This window comes from Methylosinus sp. shoA (assembly GCF_059718125.1).
Map to the genome: position 1 here is coordinate 3,142,885 of NZ_AP046091.1, position 18,422 is coordinate 3,161,306.

Annotated in this window: 16 protein-coding genes; 10 read left to right on the top strand and 6 right to left on the bottom strand. The window is 67.1% G+C overall.

The genetic code is table 11. The features are described 5' to 3' along the window. Positions 1-52: 52 nt before the first annotated feature. Positions 53-982: a LysR family transcriptional regulator gene (locus AC6IW9_RS14375; protein WP_497764544.1), complete on the bottom strand. Its 930-nt coding sequence runs from the start codon at positions 980-982 to the stop codon at positions 53-55. A 112-nt stretch (positions 983-1,094) separates the two neighbouring features. On the opposite strand from AC6IW9_RS14375, the gene AC6IW9_RS14380 reads away from it, so the two are divergent. The 7 genes from AC6IW9_RS14380 (at position 1,095) to AC6IW9_RS14410 (ending at position 10,054) form a co-directional block, all read left to right on the top strand. Continuing rightward, positions 1,095-1,793: a pirin family protein gene (locus tag AC6IW9_RS14380; protein ID WP_497764545.1), complete on the top strand. Its 699-nt coding sequence runs from the start codon at positions 1,095-1,097 to the stop codon at positions 1,791-1,793. Positions 1,794-2,132: 339 nt separating this feature from the next. Beyond that, the gene (locus tag AC6IW9_RS14385) at positions 2,133-3,347 is read left to right on the top strand and encodes an efflux RND transporter periplasmic adaptor subunit (protein ID WP_497764547.1); all 1,215 of its coding nucleotides are present in this window, start codon (positions 2,133-2,135) and stop codon (positions 3,345-3,347) included. Further along, positions 3,344-5,464, top strand: coding sequence for an ABC transporter permease (locus AC6IW9_RS14390; RefSeq protein ID WP_497764549.1), 2,121 nt, complete (start codon positions 3,344-3,346; stop codon positions 5,462-5,464). Before AC6IW9_RS14385 ends, AC6IW9_RS14390 begins: the two co-directional genes overlap by 4 nt. Positions 5,465-5,739: 275 nt before the next feature. Further along, positions 5,740-8,121, top strand: coding sequence for a phosphoenolpyruvate synthase (gene ppsA, locus AC6IW9_RS14395; protein ID WP_497764551.1), 2,382 nt, complete (start codon positions 5,740-5,742; stop codon positions 8,119-8,121). 193 nt (positions 8,122-8,314) lie between these two features. Then, on the top strand, positions 8,315-9,010 hold the full coding sequence (locus AC6IW9_RS14400; protein WP_497764552.1) for a DUF1538 domain-containing protein: 696 nt from the start codon (positions 8,315-8,317) through the stop codon (positions 9,008-9,010). Next, on the top strand, positions 9,007-9,744 hold the full coding sequence (locus AC6IW9_RS14405) for a DUF1538 domain-containing protein (RefSeq protein ID WP_497764553.1): 738 nt from the start codon (positions 9,007-9,009) through the stop codon (positions 9,742-9,744). The genes AC6IW9_RS14400 and AC6IW9_RS14405 overlap by 4 nt, the downstream gene beginning before the upstream one ends. Beyond that, positions 9,737-10,054: a P-II family nitrogen regulator gene (locus AC6IW9_RS14410; protein ID WP_497764554.1), complete on the top strand. Its 318-nt coding sequence runs from the start codon at positions 9,737-9,739 to the stop codon at positions 10,052-10,054. Before AC6IW9_RS14405 ends, AC6IW9_RS14410 begins: the two co-directional genes overlap by 8 nt. Before the next feature lie 43 nt (positions 10,055-10,097). Here AC6IW9_RS14410 and AC6IW9_RS14415 read toward each other — a convergent pair whose 3' ends face one another. From AC6IW9_RS14415 to AC6IW9_RS14430, 4 genes are read right to left on the bottom strand one after another with little or no spacing between them, the layout of a single operon-like run. Continuing rightward, entirely contained in the window at positions 10,098-11,201 is a 1,104-nt protein-coding gene (locus tag AC6IW9_RS14415; protein ID WP_497764557.1) for an NADH:flavin oxidoreductase/NADH oxidase, read from the bottom strand. A gap of 23 nt (positions 11,202-11,224) precedes the next feature. Further along, positions 11,225-11,986: a glutathione S-transferase gene (locus tag AC6IW9_RS14420; RefSeq protein WP_497764559.1), complete on the bottom strand. Its 762-nt coding sequence runs from the start codon at positions 11,984-11,986 to the stop codon at positions 11,225-11,227. 32 nt (positions 11,987-12,018) lie between these two features. Continuing rightward, positions 12,019-12,699 carry an HAD family hydrolase gene (locus AC6IW9_RS14425; RefSeq protein WP_497764560.1) on the bottom strand — a complete coding sequence of 227 codons (681 nt, stop codon included), beginning with the start codon at positions 12,697-12,699 and terminating at the stop codon, positions 12,019-12,021. A 9-nt stretch (positions 12,700-12,708) separates the two neighbouring features. Further along, entirely contained in the window at positions 12,709-13,404 is a 696-nt protein-coding gene (locus AC6IW9_RS14430; protein ID WP_497764561.1) for a SagB/ThcOx family dehydrogenase, read from the bottom strand. 136 nt (positions 13,405-13,540) lie between these two features. On the opposite strand from AC6IW9_RS14430, the gene AC6IW9_RS14435 reads away from it, so the two are divergent. Together AC6IW9_RS14435 and ggt are read left to right on the top strand one after the other, a co-directional pair. Next, positions 13,541-14,314, top strand: a complete 774-nt coding sequence (locus tag AC6IW9_RS14435; RefSeq protein ID WP_497764562.1) for a phytochelatin synthase family protein — start codon at positions 13,541-13,543, stop codon at positions 14,312-14,314. Positions 14,315-14,371: 57 nt separating this feature from the next. Then, positions 14,372-16,042: a gamma-glutamyltransferase gene (gene ggt, locus AC6IW9_RS14440; protein ID WP_497764563.1), complete on the top strand. Its 1,671-nt coding sequence runs from the start codon at positions 14,372-14,374 to the stop codon at positions 16,040-16,042. On the opposite strand, the gene AC6IW9_RS14445 is transcribed toward ggt, so the two are convergent. Continuing rightward, positions 16,036-17,448 carry an SRPBCC domain-containing protein gene (locus AC6IW9_RS14445; protein ID WP_497764565.1) on the bottom strand — a complete coding sequence of 471 codons (1,413 nt, stop codon included), beginning with the start codon at positions 17,446-17,448 and terminating at the stop codon, positions 16,036-16,038. The genes ggt and AC6IW9_RS14445 overlap by 7 nt on opposite strands. Positions 17,449-17,835: 387 nt before the next feature. Between AC6IW9_RS14445 and AC6IW9_RS14450 the strand changes: the two genes are divergently transcribed. Then, positions 17,836-18,378, top strand: coding sequence for an RNA polymerase sigma factor (locus AC6IW9_RS14450; protein ID WP_497764568.1), 543 nt, complete (start codon positions 17,836-17,838; stop codon positions 18,376-18,378). Positions 18,379-18,422 lie beyond the last annotated feature (44 nt).

The window sequence follows — 18,422 nt, forward strand, 5'->3', positions numbered from 1 at the left end:
CCACGCTCGAGTCGTCACGCGCATCTGCGAGCCGAGGAGCGTCCTCCCGAGGTCAGATGTCGCTCGGCCCTTCGACCGGCAGATCTGTCTCGCCGAGCTGAACGAAGCGCTCGAGCAGCCAGGATGCGGCGGGGCCCGGCGGGGTGTCGCGGCGCCAGACGCCGGCGAAGCGATAGACGCCGCCGGGGTGGTCCGGCATGGCGAGCCGCACCAGCGCGCCACTCGCCAAATCGTCCGCGATCATGGGCAGGGGCATGTTCCCCCAGCCGATTCCCTCGCGCAGCAACGCGTGCTTGGCGCCGAGATCGGCGAGGCGCCAGGTGCGCGGGCTGATCACCGAATAATCGCGCCCCTCGGTGAAGCGCGAGCGATCGGTCAATACGAGCTGAGTATGCTCGCGCGCGGCGCCGGGCGCAATGCGCTCCATGCGCCCGAGGGGATGGTCCGGCGCCGCCACCGGCGCCATCGCCACCGATCCGGCGGCGACGCATTCGACGCCTTCGACGCCGGCCGCGAGCGGTCCGGAAATCCCGATCATCGCCGTGCGATCGAGCACCATGGCCGTGATCGCGCCCAGAGCCTCCATGTGCAGGCGCAGCTGCACGGTGGGAAACTTCTGCGCGAACTCCCGCAGAACGGTTCCCAGCCGATCGCTGGGCAGCATCACGTCCACCGCCAGATCGACCTCGGCCTCCAGCCCGTCGAGCAGGCCCTTCACTTTGGCGCGCAAGCCGTCGACGCCATGCGAGATCGCCCGAGCCTCCGCCAGCAAGGCGCGTCCCGCGCCCGTGAGCTGCGGCTTGCGCGCGCCTTTGCGCTCGAATAGGCCGAGACCGAGCTGCGCCTCGAGATTGGCGATCCCGTAGCTGATGACGGATACGGCGCGGTTCAGCCGTCGCGCCGCCCCGGCGAAGCTCCCGGCGTCGACGACCGCGAGAAAAATCTTCAGCTGGTCGAAAGTGGGAGTCCCCGGATTGCTCACTTTTCCACTTCCTCGAACATTTCAACAGAAATTATCCGACTGAACAGAAGGGCGTGCAATCTCTAAATCCGTCTCCACAGAACGCGTCCGATCGAACGACAGGAGACGAGCGATGATCGAACTGAGACCTTTCGAAAGCCTCGGCGGAGCCGATCACGGCTGGCTCGACGCCAAGCATCACTTCTCTTTTGCCGGCTATCATGATCCCGGGCGGATGCACTGGGGCAATCTGCGCGTCTGGAACGACGACACGATCGCTCCTCACTCGGGCTTCCCGATGCATCCGCACCGCGACATGGAGATCATCACCTATGTCCGCGAAGGCGCGATCACGCACCAGGACAGCCTCGGCAACGAGGGGCGAACCGAGGCCGGCGACGTGCAGGTGATGAGCGCGGGCTCCGGGATCGCCCATTCCGAATACAATCTCGAGGACGAAACGACGAAGATCTTTCAGATCTGGATCATTCCGACCCGTCGAGGCGGGGCGCCGAGCTGGGGCTCACGGCCTTTCCCGCGAGGGCGGAGATCCGGCCGGTTCGTGACGCTCGCTTCGGGATACGAGAGCGACAATGACGCGCTGCCGATCCGCACGGACGCGCGCGTGGTCGGCGCCACGCTCGAGGCCGGCGAGACGGCGGAATATCGGCTCGGACGCGAACGCAAGGGCTATCTGGCGCCGGCGAGCGGCGCGCTGCGGATCGAGGACGTGCGCGTGAACGCTCGTGACGGCGCCGCGATCAGCGATGTCGACATCCTGCGCGTCACTGCGCTCGAGGACAGCGAAATCGTTCTCGTCGACGCGGCCTGAAACAGGGCGGCCGGCGCCGGTCCCTTTCGGAACCATCCGCGCTCCCGCTTCGTCTGAGCAAGGGCGCGCTGTTTCTGGCTGTTCGTGTTCACGCTGCCGGACGCGTCGGATTCTTCGGGTCGCTCGGTCATCCGCCCGCGTAATCCGCTCCGCTCCGTTCCGCCGACCCGTCCTCCCGCCGCGTCAGCGGACGTCGAGTTGTTCGGCGCGAGAGCGACTCGTCACTGATTTCTTCATCCGATCGCCCCCGCAGGTTTACGATTTTTTGAAGTGACGGCCGGTCCGGCTCTGAGATACGTTGCTCTCGAGGTCGAAGCTTTCAACCGATGGCGGGAGAGCATGACGCAGACGGGGACGTTGGAGAAGCGCGCAGCCGCCCCGACGGGCGCCCTGCGGCGTTGGGGCTGGCTCCTGCCGGCGGGCGTCGCGGCGGGAGTCCTCGCGCTCGGCGGCTCGGCGCTCTATCGGACGCTCGTGCGTGAGACGAGCGTCCGGTATCTGACGCAGAAGATGACGCGCGGGCCCATCGTGCGCGCCGTGACGGCGAGCGGCACGGTCAATCCGGTCATCACCGTGCAGGTCGGAACCTATGTGTCCGGCGTCATCCAGGCGCGCTACTGCGACTATAACACCAAGGTCGCGAAGGGGCAGCTCTGCGCCAAGATAGACCCGCGACCCTATCAGATCGTCGTCGATCAGGATCGGGCGAGCCTCGCGGTCGCACGGGCGCAGCTCGTCAAGGACAAAGCGAGCCTCGCCTACGCCAGGTCCGCCTATGAACGCAATCAGCGTCTGGCGCAGACCAAGGCCGTCTCGCAGGACGCGCTGGACAGCTCCAAGAGCGCCTATGAGCAGGCGCAGGCGCAGATCGGCCTCGACGAGGCGACGATCGAGCTGCGCCGGGCCGAGCTCGCCGCCGCCGAGATCAATCTCGGCTACACGAATATCGTGTCCCCGGTGGACGGCACCGTCGTTTCGCGCAGCGTGGAGATGGGCCAGACGGTCGCCGCGAGCTTCCAGACGCCGACCTTGTTCCTGGTCGCGACCGATCTCACGGCGATGCAGGTCGACACGAATGTCTCGGAGAGCGACATAGGCGCCGTTCAACTGGGCCAGACCGCGAGGTTTTCCGTCGAATCCTTCCCCGACCGGCTCTTCGAGGGCGAGGTGACGCAGGTGCGGCAGTCGCCGCAGACGATCCAGAACGTGGTCACCTACGACGCGGTCGTCAGCGCGCCCAATCCCGATCTGTCGCTCAAGCCCGGCATGACGGCGACGGCGCGCGTCATCGTCGACAAGCGCGACGACGCGCTGCGCGCGCCGAATGCCGCCTTGCACTATGCGCCGGGCGGGCTCGCCGCGACCGGCGCCTCGCCGAGCGCGCCCGACGGCTCGGGAGCGGTGCGCCTCTTCGTGCTGCGCGACGGCGTCCCGCAGGCGGTCTTCGTCACGCCGGGGCTCGACGACGACGCCTATACGGAAATCGTCAAAGGCGATCTGCGGCCGGGAGACGAGGTCATCGTCGGCGAACAGCAGGGCAAACGGCGCCCATGAACGCCGTAACCGGCCGGGACGTCGTCATCCGCGTCGATGGGCTCGCGCGCGCCTTCAGAGTCGGCGACGTCGAGGTGCAGGCGCTGCGCGGCGTCGATTTCTCCGTGGAGCGTGGCGAATTCGTCGCCATCATGGGCGCCTCCGGCTCCGGAAAATCCACGCTGATGGCGATCCTCGGCTGTCTCGATCGTCCGAGCGGCGGACATTATTTCTTCGAAGGCGTCGACGTCGCCGCCCTCGGCGAGCCGGAGCTCGCCACGATCCGCAGTGAAAGGCTCGGCTTCGTTTTCCAGAGCTTCAATCTTCTCGCGCGCACCAGCGCGATCGAGAATGTCGCCCTGCCGCTCTTCTATTCGGGCAGATCGACCGACGGCGCGCATCGACTCGACCGCGCCCGCGCGGCGCTGAAGCTGATGGGCCTCTCCGAGCGCGAGAACAATACGCCCGCGCAACTCTCCGGCGGCCAGCAGCAGCGCGTCGCCATCGCGAGGGCGCTCATCAACGCGCCGAGCGTGCTCTTCGCCGACGAGCCGACCGGCAATCTCGACACGAAGACCTCGCACGAGATCATGGAGACGCTGACTGCGCTCAATCGGGAGAAGGGCGTCACCATCATTCTCGTCACTCACGAACCCGACATCGCCGCCTATGCCGATCGCGTCATCACCATGCGCGACGGCAGCATTCTGTCCGACGAGCGCCACGAGACGACGGGCGAGACGCAGGGCGGCCTCGTCGACCTCGCCGCCGCCACCTCTCTGTTTCGCTCTCGCGAGCACGCCTCTTCGACGCAGCCGGCGCGGGTCTCCGCCGTCGCTTTCGCTTCCATGATCGTCGCCGCCGCCGTGCAGGCGATTCTGCGCAACAAGCTGCGCTCGGCGCTCACCATGCTCGGCGTGTTCATCGGCGTCGCCGCGCTCATCGCCATGGTCGCCGTCGGCAATGGCGCCAATGACGCGGTGCGGCGGCAGATCGAGAGCCTCGGCACCAATCTCGTCGTCGTGCTGCCCGGCGCGGTGGTGAGCGGCGGCGTGCGCTCGGGCTACGGCAGCGCATCGACGCTGACCGTCGCCGATGCGCAAGCGATAAGGCGCGAGGCGGGTTCGGTCGGCCTCGTCTCTTATCTGACGCGGCAGATGAGCCAAGTGCAATACGGCAATCGCAATTGGACGACCAATGTTCAGGCCGTGTCGGTCAATTATCCGCCGGTGACGAACTGGCGCATCGAGAGCGGCCGCGGAATCGGCGACGACGACGAGCGGAGCGCGGCGCTCGTCGTCGTCATCGGCCGCACCGTCTATCGCCAGCTCTTCGCGGAGGGCGAGAATCCGCTCGGCGCGACGCTATTGGTGAAGGGCGCGCCGCTGCGCGTCATCGGCGTGCTCGCAGCCAAGGGCCAGAGCATGTTCGGTCAGGATCAGGACGATCTGGTGATGATCCCCTTCCGCACCGGCGAGCAGAAAGTGCTCGGCGTCGCCTCGCCGACGCAGCAGACGAATCAGAGCGCCGCCTATCCGCCGCCGCCCAATCCATTCAATCTGCGGCCGCGGCTCACCGGCTATGTCAACCAGATCTTCGTGCAGGCGGCCGGCGCCGACAAAATCCAGCCGGCGATCGAGGAGATCGAGCGGATCCTGCGGCGCCGCCACCGCATCAAGCCGACCGACCTCAAGGATTTCGACATTCGCAATCTGAGCCAGATCGCCGAGACGGCCGAGAGCAGCAGCAAGGTGATGGCGATCCTGCTCGCCGTCGTCGCCTCCATCTCGCTCCTCGTCGGCGGCATCGGCATCATGAACATATTGCTCGTCTCGGTCACCGAGCGCACGCGCGAGATCGGGCTGCGCATGGCGGTCGGCGCGCGGCGCCTGCATGTGCTCACGCAATTCCTCGCCGAAGCGGTGCTGATGAGCGTCACCGGCGGCCTCGCGGGGATCGTCGCGGGCGTCGCCGTTTCTGCAATCGTCTCGCTGTTCTCGGAGTGGTCCTCGCCGGTCTCGATCGTCGCCGTGGCCGTCGGCTTCCTGTTCTCGGCGGCGGTCGGCGTCTTCTTCGGCTATTATCCGGCGTGGAAGGCCGCGCATTTCGATCCGATCCAGGCGCTGCGCTATGAATGATTCGAACATGTCCATCCCGCGCGTCCATATGTTCGATCCGGGACATTCGAGCCGATCGAGCAGCGGCCTACTCATCGCCGAGGGGAGCAGGAAGCCCGAGCGCGCGCCGCGGAATTTATCCGGGATCCGGAGATGCGCCCGGGGCGTCGGCGATCTGGTCGTGAAGCGCCCGCTCGCCGCTCCGATGTGCTAGGAAGATCGGCCGAGCGGCGAGAGGCGGAAACGACGGTCCGTCCCGAGGAACGTCCGCCGGGATACAGTCGAGGGAGGATCGAATGGCCGATGCGGCTCGCAATGTCGTCTGGCTCGAGGAGGTGACGCGCGAGGACGTGCCGAGCGTCGGCGGCAAGAACGCCTCGCTCGGCGAGATGATCGTTCACCTCACGAGCAAAGGCGTCAGGACTCCGCCCGGATTTGCGACGACGGCCGACGCGTTTCGGCGCTACATCGAGAGCAATGGGCTGAACGGGCTCATCGCCGCGACGCTGGCCGAACTGGAAGACGGGAGGATCGCGCTCGCCGAGGCCGGCCGCGCCATCCGCGACTCCATTCTGCGCGGCCAATGGTCGTCCGAGACGGCGGGCGCGATCGCCGACGCCTATCGCGAGCTCGGCCGGCGCGTCGGCAAGACGGAGCCCGATGTCGCCGTGCGCTCGAGCGCCACCGCCGAAGATCTGCCGAATGCGAGCTTCGCCGGACAGCAGGAGACCTATCTCAATATTCGCGGCGAGCGCGCACTGCTCGACGCCTGCCGGCGCTGCTACGCCTCGCTCTTCACCGATCGCGCCATCAGCTATCGCAAGGCGCAGGGCTTCGACCATCTGAAAGTCGCCTTGTCGGTCGGCGTGCAGATCATGGCGCGCTCGGACATGGGCGGAGCGGGAGTCATGTTCTCGCTCGACACCGAGACCGGCTTCGACAAGGTCGTGCTGATCGACGCCTCCTGGGGGCTCGGCGAGAATGTCGTGCAGGGCGCCGTCGACCCCGACGAATATGTCGTGTTCAAGCCGTTCCTCTCGGACGGCGCGCTCACGCCGATCATCGAGAAGAAGCGCGGCGCCAAGATGGTGAAGATGATCTATGCCTCGGACGGCGACAAGCCGACTCGCAATGTCCCGACCTCGAAGGCCGAGCGCGCCGCCTTCGTGCTCGACGACGCGGACATCCTCCAGCTCGCGCGCTGGGCGCGGCTCATCGAGGAGCATTACGGCCGGCCGATGGACATGGAATGGGCCAAGGACGGCGAGACCGGCGAGCTCTTCATCGTGCAGGCGCGTCCGGAGACGGTGCAGTCGCGTCGCGGCGCGAGCGCGCTCGCGACCTATCATATTCGTCGCAAGGGCCGCGTCATCTGCTCGGGGCTCGCGATCGGCGACGCCGTGACGGCCGGCAAGATCTGCGTGATCGAGGATGTGCGCGACATCGGCCGTTTCGTCGACGGCGCGATATTGGTGACGCGCACCACCGATCCCGATTGGGCGCCGATCATGAAGCGCGCCGCCGCCATCATCACGGAGCATGGCGGCCGCACCTCGCACGCCGCCATCGTCAGCCGCGAGCTGGGATTGCCGGCGGTCGTCGGCGCGGCCGACGCGACGCGCCTCCTCCACGACGAGCAGGTCGTCACTCTGTCCTGCGCGGAGGGCGACGCCGGCTTCGTCTATGAGGGGATCGCCGATTTCGAGGCCGAGGAGCTCGACCTCTCCACCGTGCCGGCGACGCGCGTGAAGGTCATGCTCAATCTTGCCGATCCCGCCGCGGCCTTTCGCTGGTGGCGTCTTCCCGCCGATGGCGTCGGCCTCGCGCGCATGGAGTTCGTCGTCAACAACGACATCAAGATCCACCCGATGGCGCTCGTTCATTACGACAGGCTGAAGGACGAGGAGGCCAGGCGCAAGATCGCCGAGGCGACGATCGGCTACGCCGACAAGAGCGAATATTTCGTCGATCGTCTCTCCCGCGCGCTCGGGCGGATCGCGGCCTCGGTCCATCCGCGGCCCGTGATCGTGCGCATGAGCGATTTCAAGACCAACGAATATGCGCAATTGATCGGCGGCGCCGAGTTCGAGCCGAAAGAAGAAAATCCGATGATCGGCTTTCGCGGCGCCTCTCGCTATTATTCGCCGCGCTATCGCGAGGGCTTCGCGCTCGAATGCCGCGCCATCCGCCGCCTGCGCGAGGAAATGGGCTTTGCCAATGTCATCGTGATGATTCCCTTCTGCCGCGCCGTGAAAGAGGCGGATCGCGTGCTGGAGACGATGGCGTCGAACGGGCTGAAGCGCGGCGAGAACGGGCTGCAGGTCTATGTGATGTGCGAAATTCCCTCGAATGTCATTCTGGCGAAAGCCTTCGCCGAACGTTTCGACGGCTTCTCCATCGGCAGCAACGACCTCACTCAGCTCACGCTCGGCGTCGACCGGGATTCGGCCGAGCTCGCCGAATTGTTCGACGAACGGGACGAGGCCGTGAAATGGATGATCCGCACCGTCATCGACGCCGCGCGCGAGGCGGGCGCGAAAGTCGGCCTGTGCGGCCAGGCGCCGAGCGATCATCCGGAATTCGCCGAATTCCTCGTCGAATGTGGTATCGATTCGGTGTCGGTGACGCCGGACAGCTTCGTCGCCGTGAAGCGCGTCGTGGCGGCGGCGGAGCAGTGATCCACGCATGAAGCCCGCGCGCGGCGGCGGCTACGCTGAGGGCGTCGGCGGCGCGCGGGTTGTGGTCTCGATCGTTTTCGCGAACGGTAACGTCTGCATTGTGAGGGAGAACAGCATTATCTAGATTGATCGTGGCGTTGGAGGCGGCGCCGTCGGAAAAGTCGCACAATCCTTGCATCTTATGGTGGCGCCTATGCTGTCTTTTATGCGTGAACGGTTGCTCGAAGTGGTCCAAGCGGTTGCGCCGCTCACCCTTTTCGTCAGTCTGCTCCAATTCACGATCGTGGATGCGCCCCAAGCCCTGTTCCTGCAATATCTCGCAGGCTCCGCATTGGCGATCCTGGGAATGACGCTGCTGTTCGCCGGCATCGACTATGGAATCTTGCCGATGGGACGGTATATCGGGGCGGCTCTGCCCGCAAAGGAATCGCTGCTGTTGATCGCGGGCGTGTCTTTCGCCCTGGGTTTCGCCACGACTGTCGCCGAGCCGGATGTGCTCGTGTTGGCGGCGCAGGTCGATGCGGCCTCGCGCGGCGAGATTTCCAGACAGACGGTGCTCTATGTGGTCAGCGTCGGCGTCGGCGTTCTCGCCGTGATCGCAATGATGCGAATCCTCGTGGGGTGGCAGATGAAATATCTGCTCGCCGCGGTCTATCTCGCCGCGATCCTCCTCTCGCTGTTCGCCCCCGAGCAATTCGTCTCGCTCGCCTTCGATGGAGGCAGCGTCACCACCGGCGTGCTGTCCGCCCCCGTCCTGATCGCGCTCGCCGTCGGCCTCAGCTCGGTTCTGGCCGGAAGGTCGGCGGTGTCCGACGGCTTCGGACTGCTGGGCTTCGCCTCCGTCGGGCCGATCATCGCGCTCTTGCTGATGGGGATATTGCTACGATGAAGGAGATGTTGCTCGCCGAGAGCCTCGCCGCGCTTCTGAGCGTTCTGGAGGCCGTCACGCCGCTGGTCGCGCTGTTCCTGCTCTTCCAGTTTCTCTGGCTGAGGCTCCCGCGCCAGCAGGTCGTCGACGTCCTCATCGGAACCGCCATGGCTTCGACGGGACTGTTCATGTTCCTGCTCGGAATGGAGATCGGCTTTCTGCCCTTCGGCAAGGCCATCGGCATGGCGTTCGGCAGGATGGATCAAAGCGCGCTTTTCATCGCCGTCGGCATTGTGCTGGGCTTCCTTACGGCATGGGGCGAACCGGCCGTGCGCGTGCTGGCGGATCAGGTGGAGGAATTGTCCAATGGCTCGATCCCCAAGATATTGATGCTGACGGCCATTTGCATCGGCGTCGCCTTATGCGTCGGTCTCGGCGTCGCGAGGCTTATCTTCGGCGTTCCGCTGCTCTATCTGCTGGCTCCGGGCTACCTGCTCGCCATCGCGCTCATGTGGCGGAGCGACCAGCAATTCGTCGTCATCGCCGTGGACGCGGGCGGCGTCGCCACGGGGCCGCTCGCGAACACGTTCCTTCTCGCGCTTGCGATGGGGGCGTCCGTGACGATCGGAGACCAGGACCCTATCGCGCATGGTTTGGGTCTGGTGGCGCTGATTTCTTTGGCTCCGATCATTTCGGTGATGACGCTCGGCTTCCTCGTCCGGAGCCGTATGAACGGGAGTGGCGGGAATGCATGATCCATGTCTGATCGTGAGCATCGTGCGGAAGGGATGGGGCGATACGGTGCTGGAAGCGACGATGAACGCCGGCGCTCATGGCGGCACGGTGCTGTTCGGCCGCGGCATCGGCCGCAACGAGCAGCACAGGGTCTTCGGCATACAGATCGAGCCCGAGAAAGAAATCGTGCTCACCGTCGTGCCTGCCGATCTCAAGGACAAGATGCTGGACGAGATCGTGAAGGCCGCGGAGCTCGGCGCTCCGGGCCATGGCCTCGCTTTCGTGGTGCCGGTCGAGGCGCTCGTCGGCGTCGCGCATCTCGTTCAATGAGCATTCGTCTTTCGGCGCGCGCCCGAGCGATTCCCCGCGACGGTCACAAGTCGAACAGATCCCGGAATTGGTGCGGCTGGGATCGAAGATATTGGCTCGGCGCGCGCACGCGCCCGCCGAGCGCCGCAGCCGCATGCCACGGCCATCGCGGATCATAGAGGATGGTTCTGGCGATTGCGATCATATCGGCGTCCCCGGTGGCGACGATCGCCTCCGCCTGCTCGAAACCGGTGATCAGTCCGACCGCGATCACCGGCACGCCGACCGCGTTCTTCACCGCGCGCGCGAGCGGAACCTGATAGCTCGGTCCGACCGGAATCTTCTGCGCGGGATGCAGCCCGCCGCTCGACACGTGAATGGCGTCGCATCCGCGCGCCTCGAGCGCGCGAGCGAAAGCGATCGTCTGCTCTATGTCCCAGCCGCCTTCGACCCAATCCGTTCCCGATACGCGGACGGAGACCGGCTTCCCGGCGGGGAAGGCCGAGCGAATGGCGTCGAACGCTTCGAGCGGAAAGCGCATGCGGTTCTCGAGCGAGCCGCCATAATCGTCGTCGCGCTTGTTGGAGAGCGGCGACAGGAACTGATGCATCAGATAGCCATGCGCCGCATGAAGCTGGATCAGCTCGATCCCGAGGCGCGCCGCGCGCGCCGCCGAAGCCGCGAAGGCGTCGCATATGCGGCGCAGTCCGTCTCTGTCGAGCGCCTGCGGCGCCGCCTCGTCCGCGGCGTAGGGGATCGGGGAGGGCGCCTCCGTCCGCCAGCCGAGCGGGTGATCGGCGGGAAGCTGGGCGCCGCCTTTCCACGGAACTTCGGTCGAGGCCTTGCGTCCCGCATGGGCGAGCTGAATCGCGATCGGCATGTCGGACCCGCGCCGCACGCCGTCGAGCACGCGGCGCATGGCGGCTTCCGTCTCGTCGTTCCAAAGCCCGACGTCGCCATAGGTGATGCGCCCTTCGGGCGATACCGCCGTGGCCTCTATCGTCAGCAGCGCCGCGCCGGAGAGCGCGAGATGGCCGAGATGGATCAGGTGCCAGTCGGTCATGCAGCCGTTCTCGGCCGAATATTGGCACATGGGGGCGATCACGATTCGATTGGCGAGCGCGAGGTCGCGAACGCGGATCGGCTCGAAGAGAGCGGGTCCCGGCATGAGGTGACTCCGTATACGATGGTTCAAGGCGATGGCTTCGAGCGGCGCGCCGGACGGCGGTCGGGAGCGCGCGCGTCGAGCTCCGGATAATGACGGAATATGCCATTTTCATTGAAAGGAACACGCCGGCCGCTCGTCAGATAGGCGCGGATGCGCGGACGCTGCGCGATGGCGCGATGCAGGCGCCCGACGCGCGGCGTCTCGACGAGGACGGCCCGCGTCGATGCGGGGAAGGCGTAGAGCAGTCCCTCGACCGCCTGATACAGCGACAGATCGGCATAGGTGACGGCCTCGCCGACGAGGCGTTCGTCGCCATGCGGATTATTCGCGAGGATCGTTTCGAACCAGCGCAGGAATTTCGGAATGCGAGTCTCCCGAAAATTTTTCGCGCGCGTGGCGGCGGCGTCCTTCTGCTCTTCGTAATAGAGATCGGCGCCGAGGGGATGATGCGTCTCGTGAACCTCCGCGACGAGATCGGCGATGGTGAGCTGGACTTGCAGCGTCCAGAGCCGCAGCTTTTCATCGTGCGGCGCGAGGCCGTGACGGTCGCCGAGATAGAGCAGGATGGCGGCGGTCTGGCCGATGAGGAGGCCGCCATCCTTCAGGAAGGGCGCCGCGAAAGGCGGCGTCGCAATGTTCCCTCGCGCGAGCAGCGCCAGCATTTTTTCTTCGCCGTCGCGCTCGCGCGCGACATCCAAATAATCGGTGCCGGCCTCCTCGAGGGCGAGGCGGACGAATTCGCCGCGGCCTTGAATCTCCGGCCAGTAGTAGAGCTCATAAGCCATGCGCTCCCTCCTCGCGGCGGAGCCTCGAGAGGTCATCGTCTTCCGCCGATCTCGTCGATATGGAGCAGCAGATCGGCGGGATCGTCATAGACGCGAATGGCGCCCGCCTGGCGCAGCTCGTCGGCGCCGTAGCCGCCGCTCAGCAGGCCGACGCCGAGCGCCCGGCAGCGCGTCGCGGCGAGCATGTCCCAAATGCTGTCGCCGACGACCACCGCCGTCGTGATCGGCGCGTTCAGCCGCTCCGCTGCGGCGAGGAAGAGATCGGGATCGGGCTTGGCGTGGCGAACCTGATCGCGCGTCACGATCGGCGTCGTCAGCGGATCGACGCCGAGCGCGGCGAGATTGACGCTCGCCGTCTCCATGCGCCCGCTGGTCGCGATCGCGTAAGGAACGCCGGCGCCGGCGAGCCATGCGAGCAGCTCCCGCGCGCCCGGCAGCGGACGCACGCGGTCGGCGATGGCGAGATAGGCGGCCGCATGCGCTTCGCTGAGGCGCCGCACGCGCTCGGGGTCGATTTCGACGCCGATCTCGCGCAGCAGCTGATCGACGAACAGGCCGCCGCTCATTCCGACCCGGCGATGAATGCGCCAGACCGACAATTCGATGCGCTCGGAGTGGAGCGCCTCGCTCCAGGCGAGAACATGCTGATACACGCTGTCGACCAGCGTGCCGTCGAGGTCGAAGAGAAATACGGGCTCGATGCGTGTCGCCATAACCGCCTCTCACTCGAATGGATGGGCGCCTGCTTCGTTCGGCGAGCCTTCGGAATCCGCCCGTTCGCGAGGATAGCCGACCGTTTGCGAAAGCAGGACCTGCTGGTCGTGGGTCAGCCCGAGCGCCTCGGCGATCGCCTCGCGGGAGATCCAGGCGCGGATGACGGCGGCGAGCCCGTTGGCGGCCGCGAACAAATAGACATTCTGCGAGATTGCGCCCACAGCGACCGACGCGAAGCTCTCGCGCTGCGCGACGGGCGTCAGCCTCATGCGACTATGATCCGCGACGAAGACGAGGTCGAGCGGCGCCTCGTCGACGAAATCCTGATAGCCGGTCACGCGCCTCACGTCGCTCGAGACGACGAGCGACAGGGCGTGGGCTTCGGGATCGTAGAGATAGGCGCCCGAGGCGAGCGCGACATAGAGATCGATCTCCCGCGCGTCGAGGGCGGAGGGCGCCGTCCGTAGCCCGCCGGGACGGCTCACGCCGCAGGCCGCCCAGAGCAGGTCGGAGAGCAGCGGCAGAGGCAGCTCGGTCGCCGCGAACTTCCGCGTCGAACAGCGCTTCGCCAACGCCTCCAGCAGAGGCATGCCGCCTTCCTTGCGGGGGGAGGGGAGGGCGATCTGCGCCGCCGCCTCTCCCCGCGCGGGCTTGGGCCGCAGCCGGCCCATCACGCCGAGCGCGAGCTTGGTCAGAGTGCTCATGAACCGTTTCCTTTCTTCCTCGTCGCGCAGTTATGGCGGCGCGCGAGGATTTCGACAGCGATTGCGCGCTGCGGCCGGAGCCTCTACTCTCGTCTCCGGCTCGGCCTCGGCGCGAGCCTACCGCGCAGCTTCTGACATGATGGCGATCCGACGACGACCGATCCTGTCTCTTCTCGCCCGCCTCGGCTTCGTTCTCGCCGTCGGCCTCGCCTCGGCGCGGGCGGAGCGTCTGCCGCTCGCCGACAATCTCGTCGATCTGCGCAGCGCGCAAGGGCGCGAGTGGCTCCTCGAGGCGGATGCGCGCGAGGCCTATTGGCCGCTGGCGGCGGAATTCGTCACGCAGGCGAACGGCGCCTTCTGTGGCGTCGCGACGCTGGTGATGGTGCTCAACAGCCTCGAGTTCCCGGCGCCGGCCGCTTCCGGCGCCGAATTCGCGAGCTTTACGCAAGAGAATGTCTTGGGCGTGAGGACCGAAGCGATCGTGCGCCGCGAAAGCATCCTGCAGAGAGGAATGACGCTGGACGAGCTCGGCGCGCTCTTTGCGAGCTTCGGCGTCTCGACGCGGACCGTGCATGCCGCGCAGTCCTCGCTCGACGAGTTCCGCGCGCTCGCGATCGATCATCTCGCCAGGAAGAAGCATCACGTCGTCGTCAATTATCTGCGCGCCTCGCTCGGGCAGCAGCGCGGCGGGCATATTTCGCCGCTCGCCGCCTATGACGGCAAGACCGACCGCTTCCTCGTGCTCGACGTGGCGCGCTACAAATATCCGCCCGTCTGGGTCGCCGCCGCGGATCTGTTCGCCGCGATGAATACGATCGACGCGGGCAATGAGGGCCGCAGCCGGGGCTTCGTCCTGTTGGCCGGGGAGGCGGCCAGCGACGGACGATCGGCGATCGGCAACAGGCAGTAGGCGGAATTCGGCGCATCGGCTACGACGTCCGCCGACTGTCCAATACTCGAAGAAGACATGAAGCTCCTGCTTGCCGCCGCTCTCATCCTGCTCGCCTTCGCCGCCGCGGCCGAGCCGGTCGCGACGGGACGGCGCGGCATGGTCGTCACCGAGCACAGATTCGCGAGCGAGGTGGGCCTTTCCATTCTCGAGGCGGGCGGCAACGCGGTCGACGCAGCGGTCGCCGTCGGCTATGCGCTCGCCGTCGTGCATCCATGCTGCGGCAATCTCGGCGGCGGCGGCTTCCTTCTCCTTCATCGCGCCGACGGCGAAGATCGCTTCGTCAATTTTCGCGAGAGCGCGCCGATGGCGGCCTCCGCGGACATGTTCCTCGATTCGTCGGGCGAGGTCGTCCCGAATGCGAGCCGCATCGGCTTTCGCGCCGTCGCCGTTCCGGGGACCGTGCTCGGCCTCGAGACCGTGCGCGAGAAATATGGGCGCCTGCCGCGCGAGACCCTGATCGCGCCCGCGATCGCGCTCGCCGAGAACGGTTTCGTTCTCGAGGAGTCCGACCTGCCGCCGCTGCGGGCGGCGCGGCGCCTCGGGGACGATCCCGTCGCCGTTAAGATATTCTTTCGCCCGGACGGCTCGCCTCTGCAGGCGGGCGATCGGCTCGTCCAGAACGATCTCGCGCGGCTGCTCCGCGAGATAGCGGCCCGAGGGCCGCGCGCCTTCTACGAGGGTCGCGTTCCGCAGGCGATCGAACGCGCCGCCGCCGCGGCGAACGGCGTCATCTCGGCGCAAGATTTCGCGCGTTATCGCGTCGACGAAGGCGAACCCGTGCGCTGCGCCTATCGCGGCTATGCGATCCTCTCTTCGGCGCCGCCGAGCTCGGGCGGCGTCGCGCTCTGCGAAATCCTGAACATTCTCGAAGGCTATGATCTCGCCGGCCTCGGCTTCCACACGCCGCAGTCGCTGCATCTCATGATCGAGGCGGAGCGCCGCGCGTTCAAGGACCGCAATCTGCTGCTCGGCGATCCGGACTTCGTGCGCAATCCGGTCGAGCGGTTGACTGCCAAATCCTATGCCGCGGACATTCGCGCGACGATCTCGCCGGACCGCGCGACGCGCTCGGCCGATCTCGCGCCGGGCGCCGCGCTGCGCGAGCGGCCGGAGACGACGCATTATTCGATCCTCGACGACGAGGGCGCCGCCGTCGCGGTGACCTATACGCTCAACGGCTCCTTCGGCGCGCAAGTGATGGCGCCGGAGACGGGCGTGCTGCTCAACGACGAGATGGATGATTTTTCCGCGCGGCCCGGCGCGTCCAACGGTTTCGGGCTCGTGCAGGGGAGCGCCAATGCGATCGCGCCGGGCAAGCGTCCGCTCTCCTCCATGTCGCCGACGATCGTGACGAGGGACGGCAAGGTCGTCCTCGTGCTCGGCAGCCCCAACGGTCCTCGCATCATCTCGGTGACGCTGCAGGCCCTGCTCGACGTCGTCGATCATCGCATGAATCTCGCTCAGGCGGTGTCGGCGCCGCGCATCCATCACCAATGGCTGCCCGACGTCGTTCTCGCCGAGCCGGGCGCGCTCTCGCAGGAGACGCGGAGCCGGCTCGAGGAGATGGGCCACAGGATCGAGGATCATGCGCCCTTCGGCGCCTGCGAGGCGATCTCGGTCGCGGATGGCGTGATCACCGGCGTCCACGATCCGCGCTCGCCTGCGGGCGCCGCGCGCGGCTATTGAGGCGGCGCGCCGGTCTCGATCTCGACTTTCGCGATCATGCCGGGCCGCAGCACATGGTCCGGATCGGATGCGTCGATGATCACGAGATCGGCGTCGCCTCCCTTTTCCGCGCCGTCGCCCGCCGGCCGGCCGACCTTGCCGACGGCGCCCGTGAAGGCGCGGTCGTCGAGCCCGTCGACGGTGAATGTCGCCTTGTCGCCGACGCGAATTTCGCTCGCGTTCGCGACATGCGCCTCGACCTGCAGAGCGACGGGGGCGGGCGCGACGACGAACAGCTCCTCGCCCTCGGCCGCCGTCGCGCCGACCTCGGCCTTGCGCGACGTGACGGCCCCGTCGATCGGCGAGACGACTCGTGAGGCGGAGACGGTCTTGACGGCGGATTCGAACGCGGCCGTCGCCTGCGCGAAGGCCTCTTTGGACCGCGCCGCCCGCCGCTGGGCGTCGTCGAAGGCGGCCTGCGCCTTGTCCGTCGCGCGGCGCTTGCCGGCGCGCTTCTCGCGCTCCAGGGTGGCTGTCGCGATCTCGAGCCGCGCGTCGTCCGTATGGAGCCGTTCCTCGGCCTCGGCCATGACCACTTCGGCGCGATCGCGTGCGGCCTCATGGGCGCGCTCGTCGATCGTCGCGCAGACGGAGCCCTCCACGACCTCGCCGCCGACCTCGCAGTCGACCAGCTCGATCGGTCCCGCAATCGCGGCGCGCAAGGCGACTGCGCCGACAGGAACGACTGCGCCGGCCGCGCTCGCCTTGTGGACGGCCGGCGCGAGCGCGTGCGCCGCGCCTTCGACGTCCGGCGCTCGATGCGAGGCCCAATAGACGCCTCCGCCGGCGAGCGCGACGAGAGCGGCGAGCGCCGCCGCGATGCGGCCGATCCGACCGGAGTTTCGCTTTTCCGGCGCGGCGGCCGGCGGATCCATTTCGTCCGCCGCCGCGGCGTCTCCGAATTGGAGATGGTCGGCGAGGCGGTCGAGCAGCTGCGCCGCCCGTTTTTCGAGCCCGGAGGCGATGTGACGGTCGCGATTCTCTATCGACGTGTGAGAAAGAGCGCTGGAAAGCAGCGTCTTGCCGTCCGCTTCCGTGAAGACCAGGGTTTCCACAGCCTCCGTCTGCGGCGCGTCGTCGGAGCGCAGCGTCTGAACAAGCCGATTCGGCGCGTCGATCTCGCGATATTCGCCGCCGAGGCGATGCGTCTCGCCTTGCGGCCCGCGCAATGCGATGCGCCAGGTTCCGCCGACGCGCAGATCGATCTCGCATTCCAAGAGGCGGAGGCCGCTCGGCCTGAACCAGCGCTCGACGTCCTCCACGCACGTGAACGCCTCGAACACGCGCGACCGCGGCGCGTCGAAGCTGCGCTGCAGGGAAATGGCGGGGCTGTCCGCCTCTATGGTGATCTCGGGTTTCTCCTCCATGCTCCTCTTTCCTGTTCGTCCTCTACGCCGGCGAGGCCGAAAAAGCGTCGCGACGACCCGGCCCGGGCCGCGGTGCGAAAATGGCCGCGAGGCGCCGCTCCCGCGGCCGAGGGATTTCACGTGGATTGTGTGACAGCGCGATGACTCCGCGCCGGCCGATGCGCCTCACAGCGAGCGCCAACGGGCCCAAGCCATTGCGTACACAAGGGTTTGTCCGCCGGCGTGCGCGTTTCCCGGCGCGACGATCATGGCCGGGGGAGGGCCGGACCGTGGCCGGCGGCGGCGGGTTTGCGGCCGCGCCGGCGTGAGCGTCACAAATCTGTAGCGCAGCCTCGCTAGTTACCGCGGGCCCGGCGATGGAGGGCGGTGGCTCGGGGCGGGTGTCACGTGATCGAAACGAACCGCGTGCGTTTGTGCGCTCAGCTCGTCCAGAGCTATGACGAGCTGGTCAAGCAGCTGACGAGGCGACTGGGCTCGTCCGATTTCGCGCATGAGGCGCTGCATGAGGCGTTTCTGCGTCTCGACCGGGTGAACGAAGCGACCCCGGTCCGTAGTCCCAAGGACTATATCTTCTGCACGGCGATCAATATCGCCAAGGATCACAAGAAGGCCGGGCTGCGTCGCCTGAGCGCGGCGACGGTGGATGCGCTGCTCGACATTTGCGACGAGTCGCCGGATCCTTCGAGAGTCGCCGAAGCGCGCTCCGAGATCGAGGCGTTCAAGCGGGCGATGGAGCAGCTTCCCGCCCGCCGCCGCGAGGTTCTGCGTAGAATCGCCATCGAAGGCCGGACGACGCAGGAGGTGGCCGCCAGCCTGCAGGTCACGACGCGGACCGTCGAGACCGATCTGAAGCACGCCTTGACGCATTGCGCCGATAGCCTGAGCCGCAAGCCCGTCGCGCGTCTCGGCGGGCCGAGGCCGAGAGCCTGAGGTCCTCGTGCGCAAAAAGCGCGAAATCGCCCTTCGGGATAGAA

Bases quoted from the DNA above. Each gene is read 5' to 3' on its own strand.
- AC6IW9_RS14405 (WP_497764553.1), top strand. From the start codon at position 9,007: ATGAAGGAGATGTTGCTCGCCGAGAGCCTCGCCGCGCTTCTGAGCGTT.
- AC6IW9_RS14425 (WP_497764560.1), bottom strand. From the start codon at position 12,699: ATGGCGACACGCATCGAGCCCGTATTTCTCTTCGACCTCGACGGCACG.
- AC6IW9_RS14445 (WP_497764565.1), bottom strand. From the start codon at position 17,448: ATGGAGGAGAAACCCGAGATCACCATAGAGGCGGACAGCCCCGCCATT.
- AC6IW9_RS14380 (WP_497764545.1), top strand. From the start codon at position 1,095: ATGATCGAACTGAGACCTTTCGAAAGCCTCGGCGGAGCCGATCACGGC.
- AC6IW9_RS14420 (WP_497764559.1), bottom strand. From the start codon at position 11,986: ATGGCTTATGAGCTCTACTACTGGCCGGAGATTCAAGGCCGCGGCGAA.
- AC6IW9_RS14435 (WP_497764562.1), top strand. From the start codon at position 13,541: ATGATGGCGATCCGACGACGACCGATCCTGTCTCTTCTCGCCCGCCTC.
- AC6IW9_RS14430 (WP_497764561.1), bottom strand. From the start codon at position 13,404: ATGAGCACTCTGACCAAGCTCGCGCTCGGCGTGATGGGCCGGCTGCGG.
- ggt (WP_497764563.1), top strand. From the start codon at position 14,372: ATGAAGCTCCTGCTTGCCGCCGCTCTCATCCTGCTCGCCTTCGCCGCC.
- AC6IW9_RS14400 (WP_497764552.1), top strand. From the start codon at position 8,315: ATGCTGTCTTTTATGCGTGAACGGTTGCTCGAAGTGGTCCAAGCGGTT.
- AC6IW9_RS14410 (WP_497764554.1), top strand. From the start codon at position 9,737: ATGCATGATCCATGTCTGATCGTGAGCATCGTGCGGAAGGGATGGGGC.
- AC6IW9_RS14390 (WP_497764549.1), top strand. From the start codon at position 3,344: ATGAACGCCGTAACCGGCCGGGACGTCGTCATCCGCGTCGATGGGCTC.
- AC6IW9_RS14385 (WP_497764547.1), top strand. From the start codon at position 2,133: ATGACGCAGACGGGGACGTTGGAGAAGCGCGCAGCCGCCCCGACGGGC.
- AC6IW9_RS14415 (WP_497764557.1), bottom strand. From the start codon at position 11,201: ATGCCGGGACCCGCTCTCTTCGAGCCGATCCGCGTTCGCGACCTCGCG.
- ppsA (WP_497764551.1), top strand. From the start codon at position 5,740: ATGGCCGATGCGGCTCGCAATGTCGTCTGGCTCGAGGAGGTGACGCGC.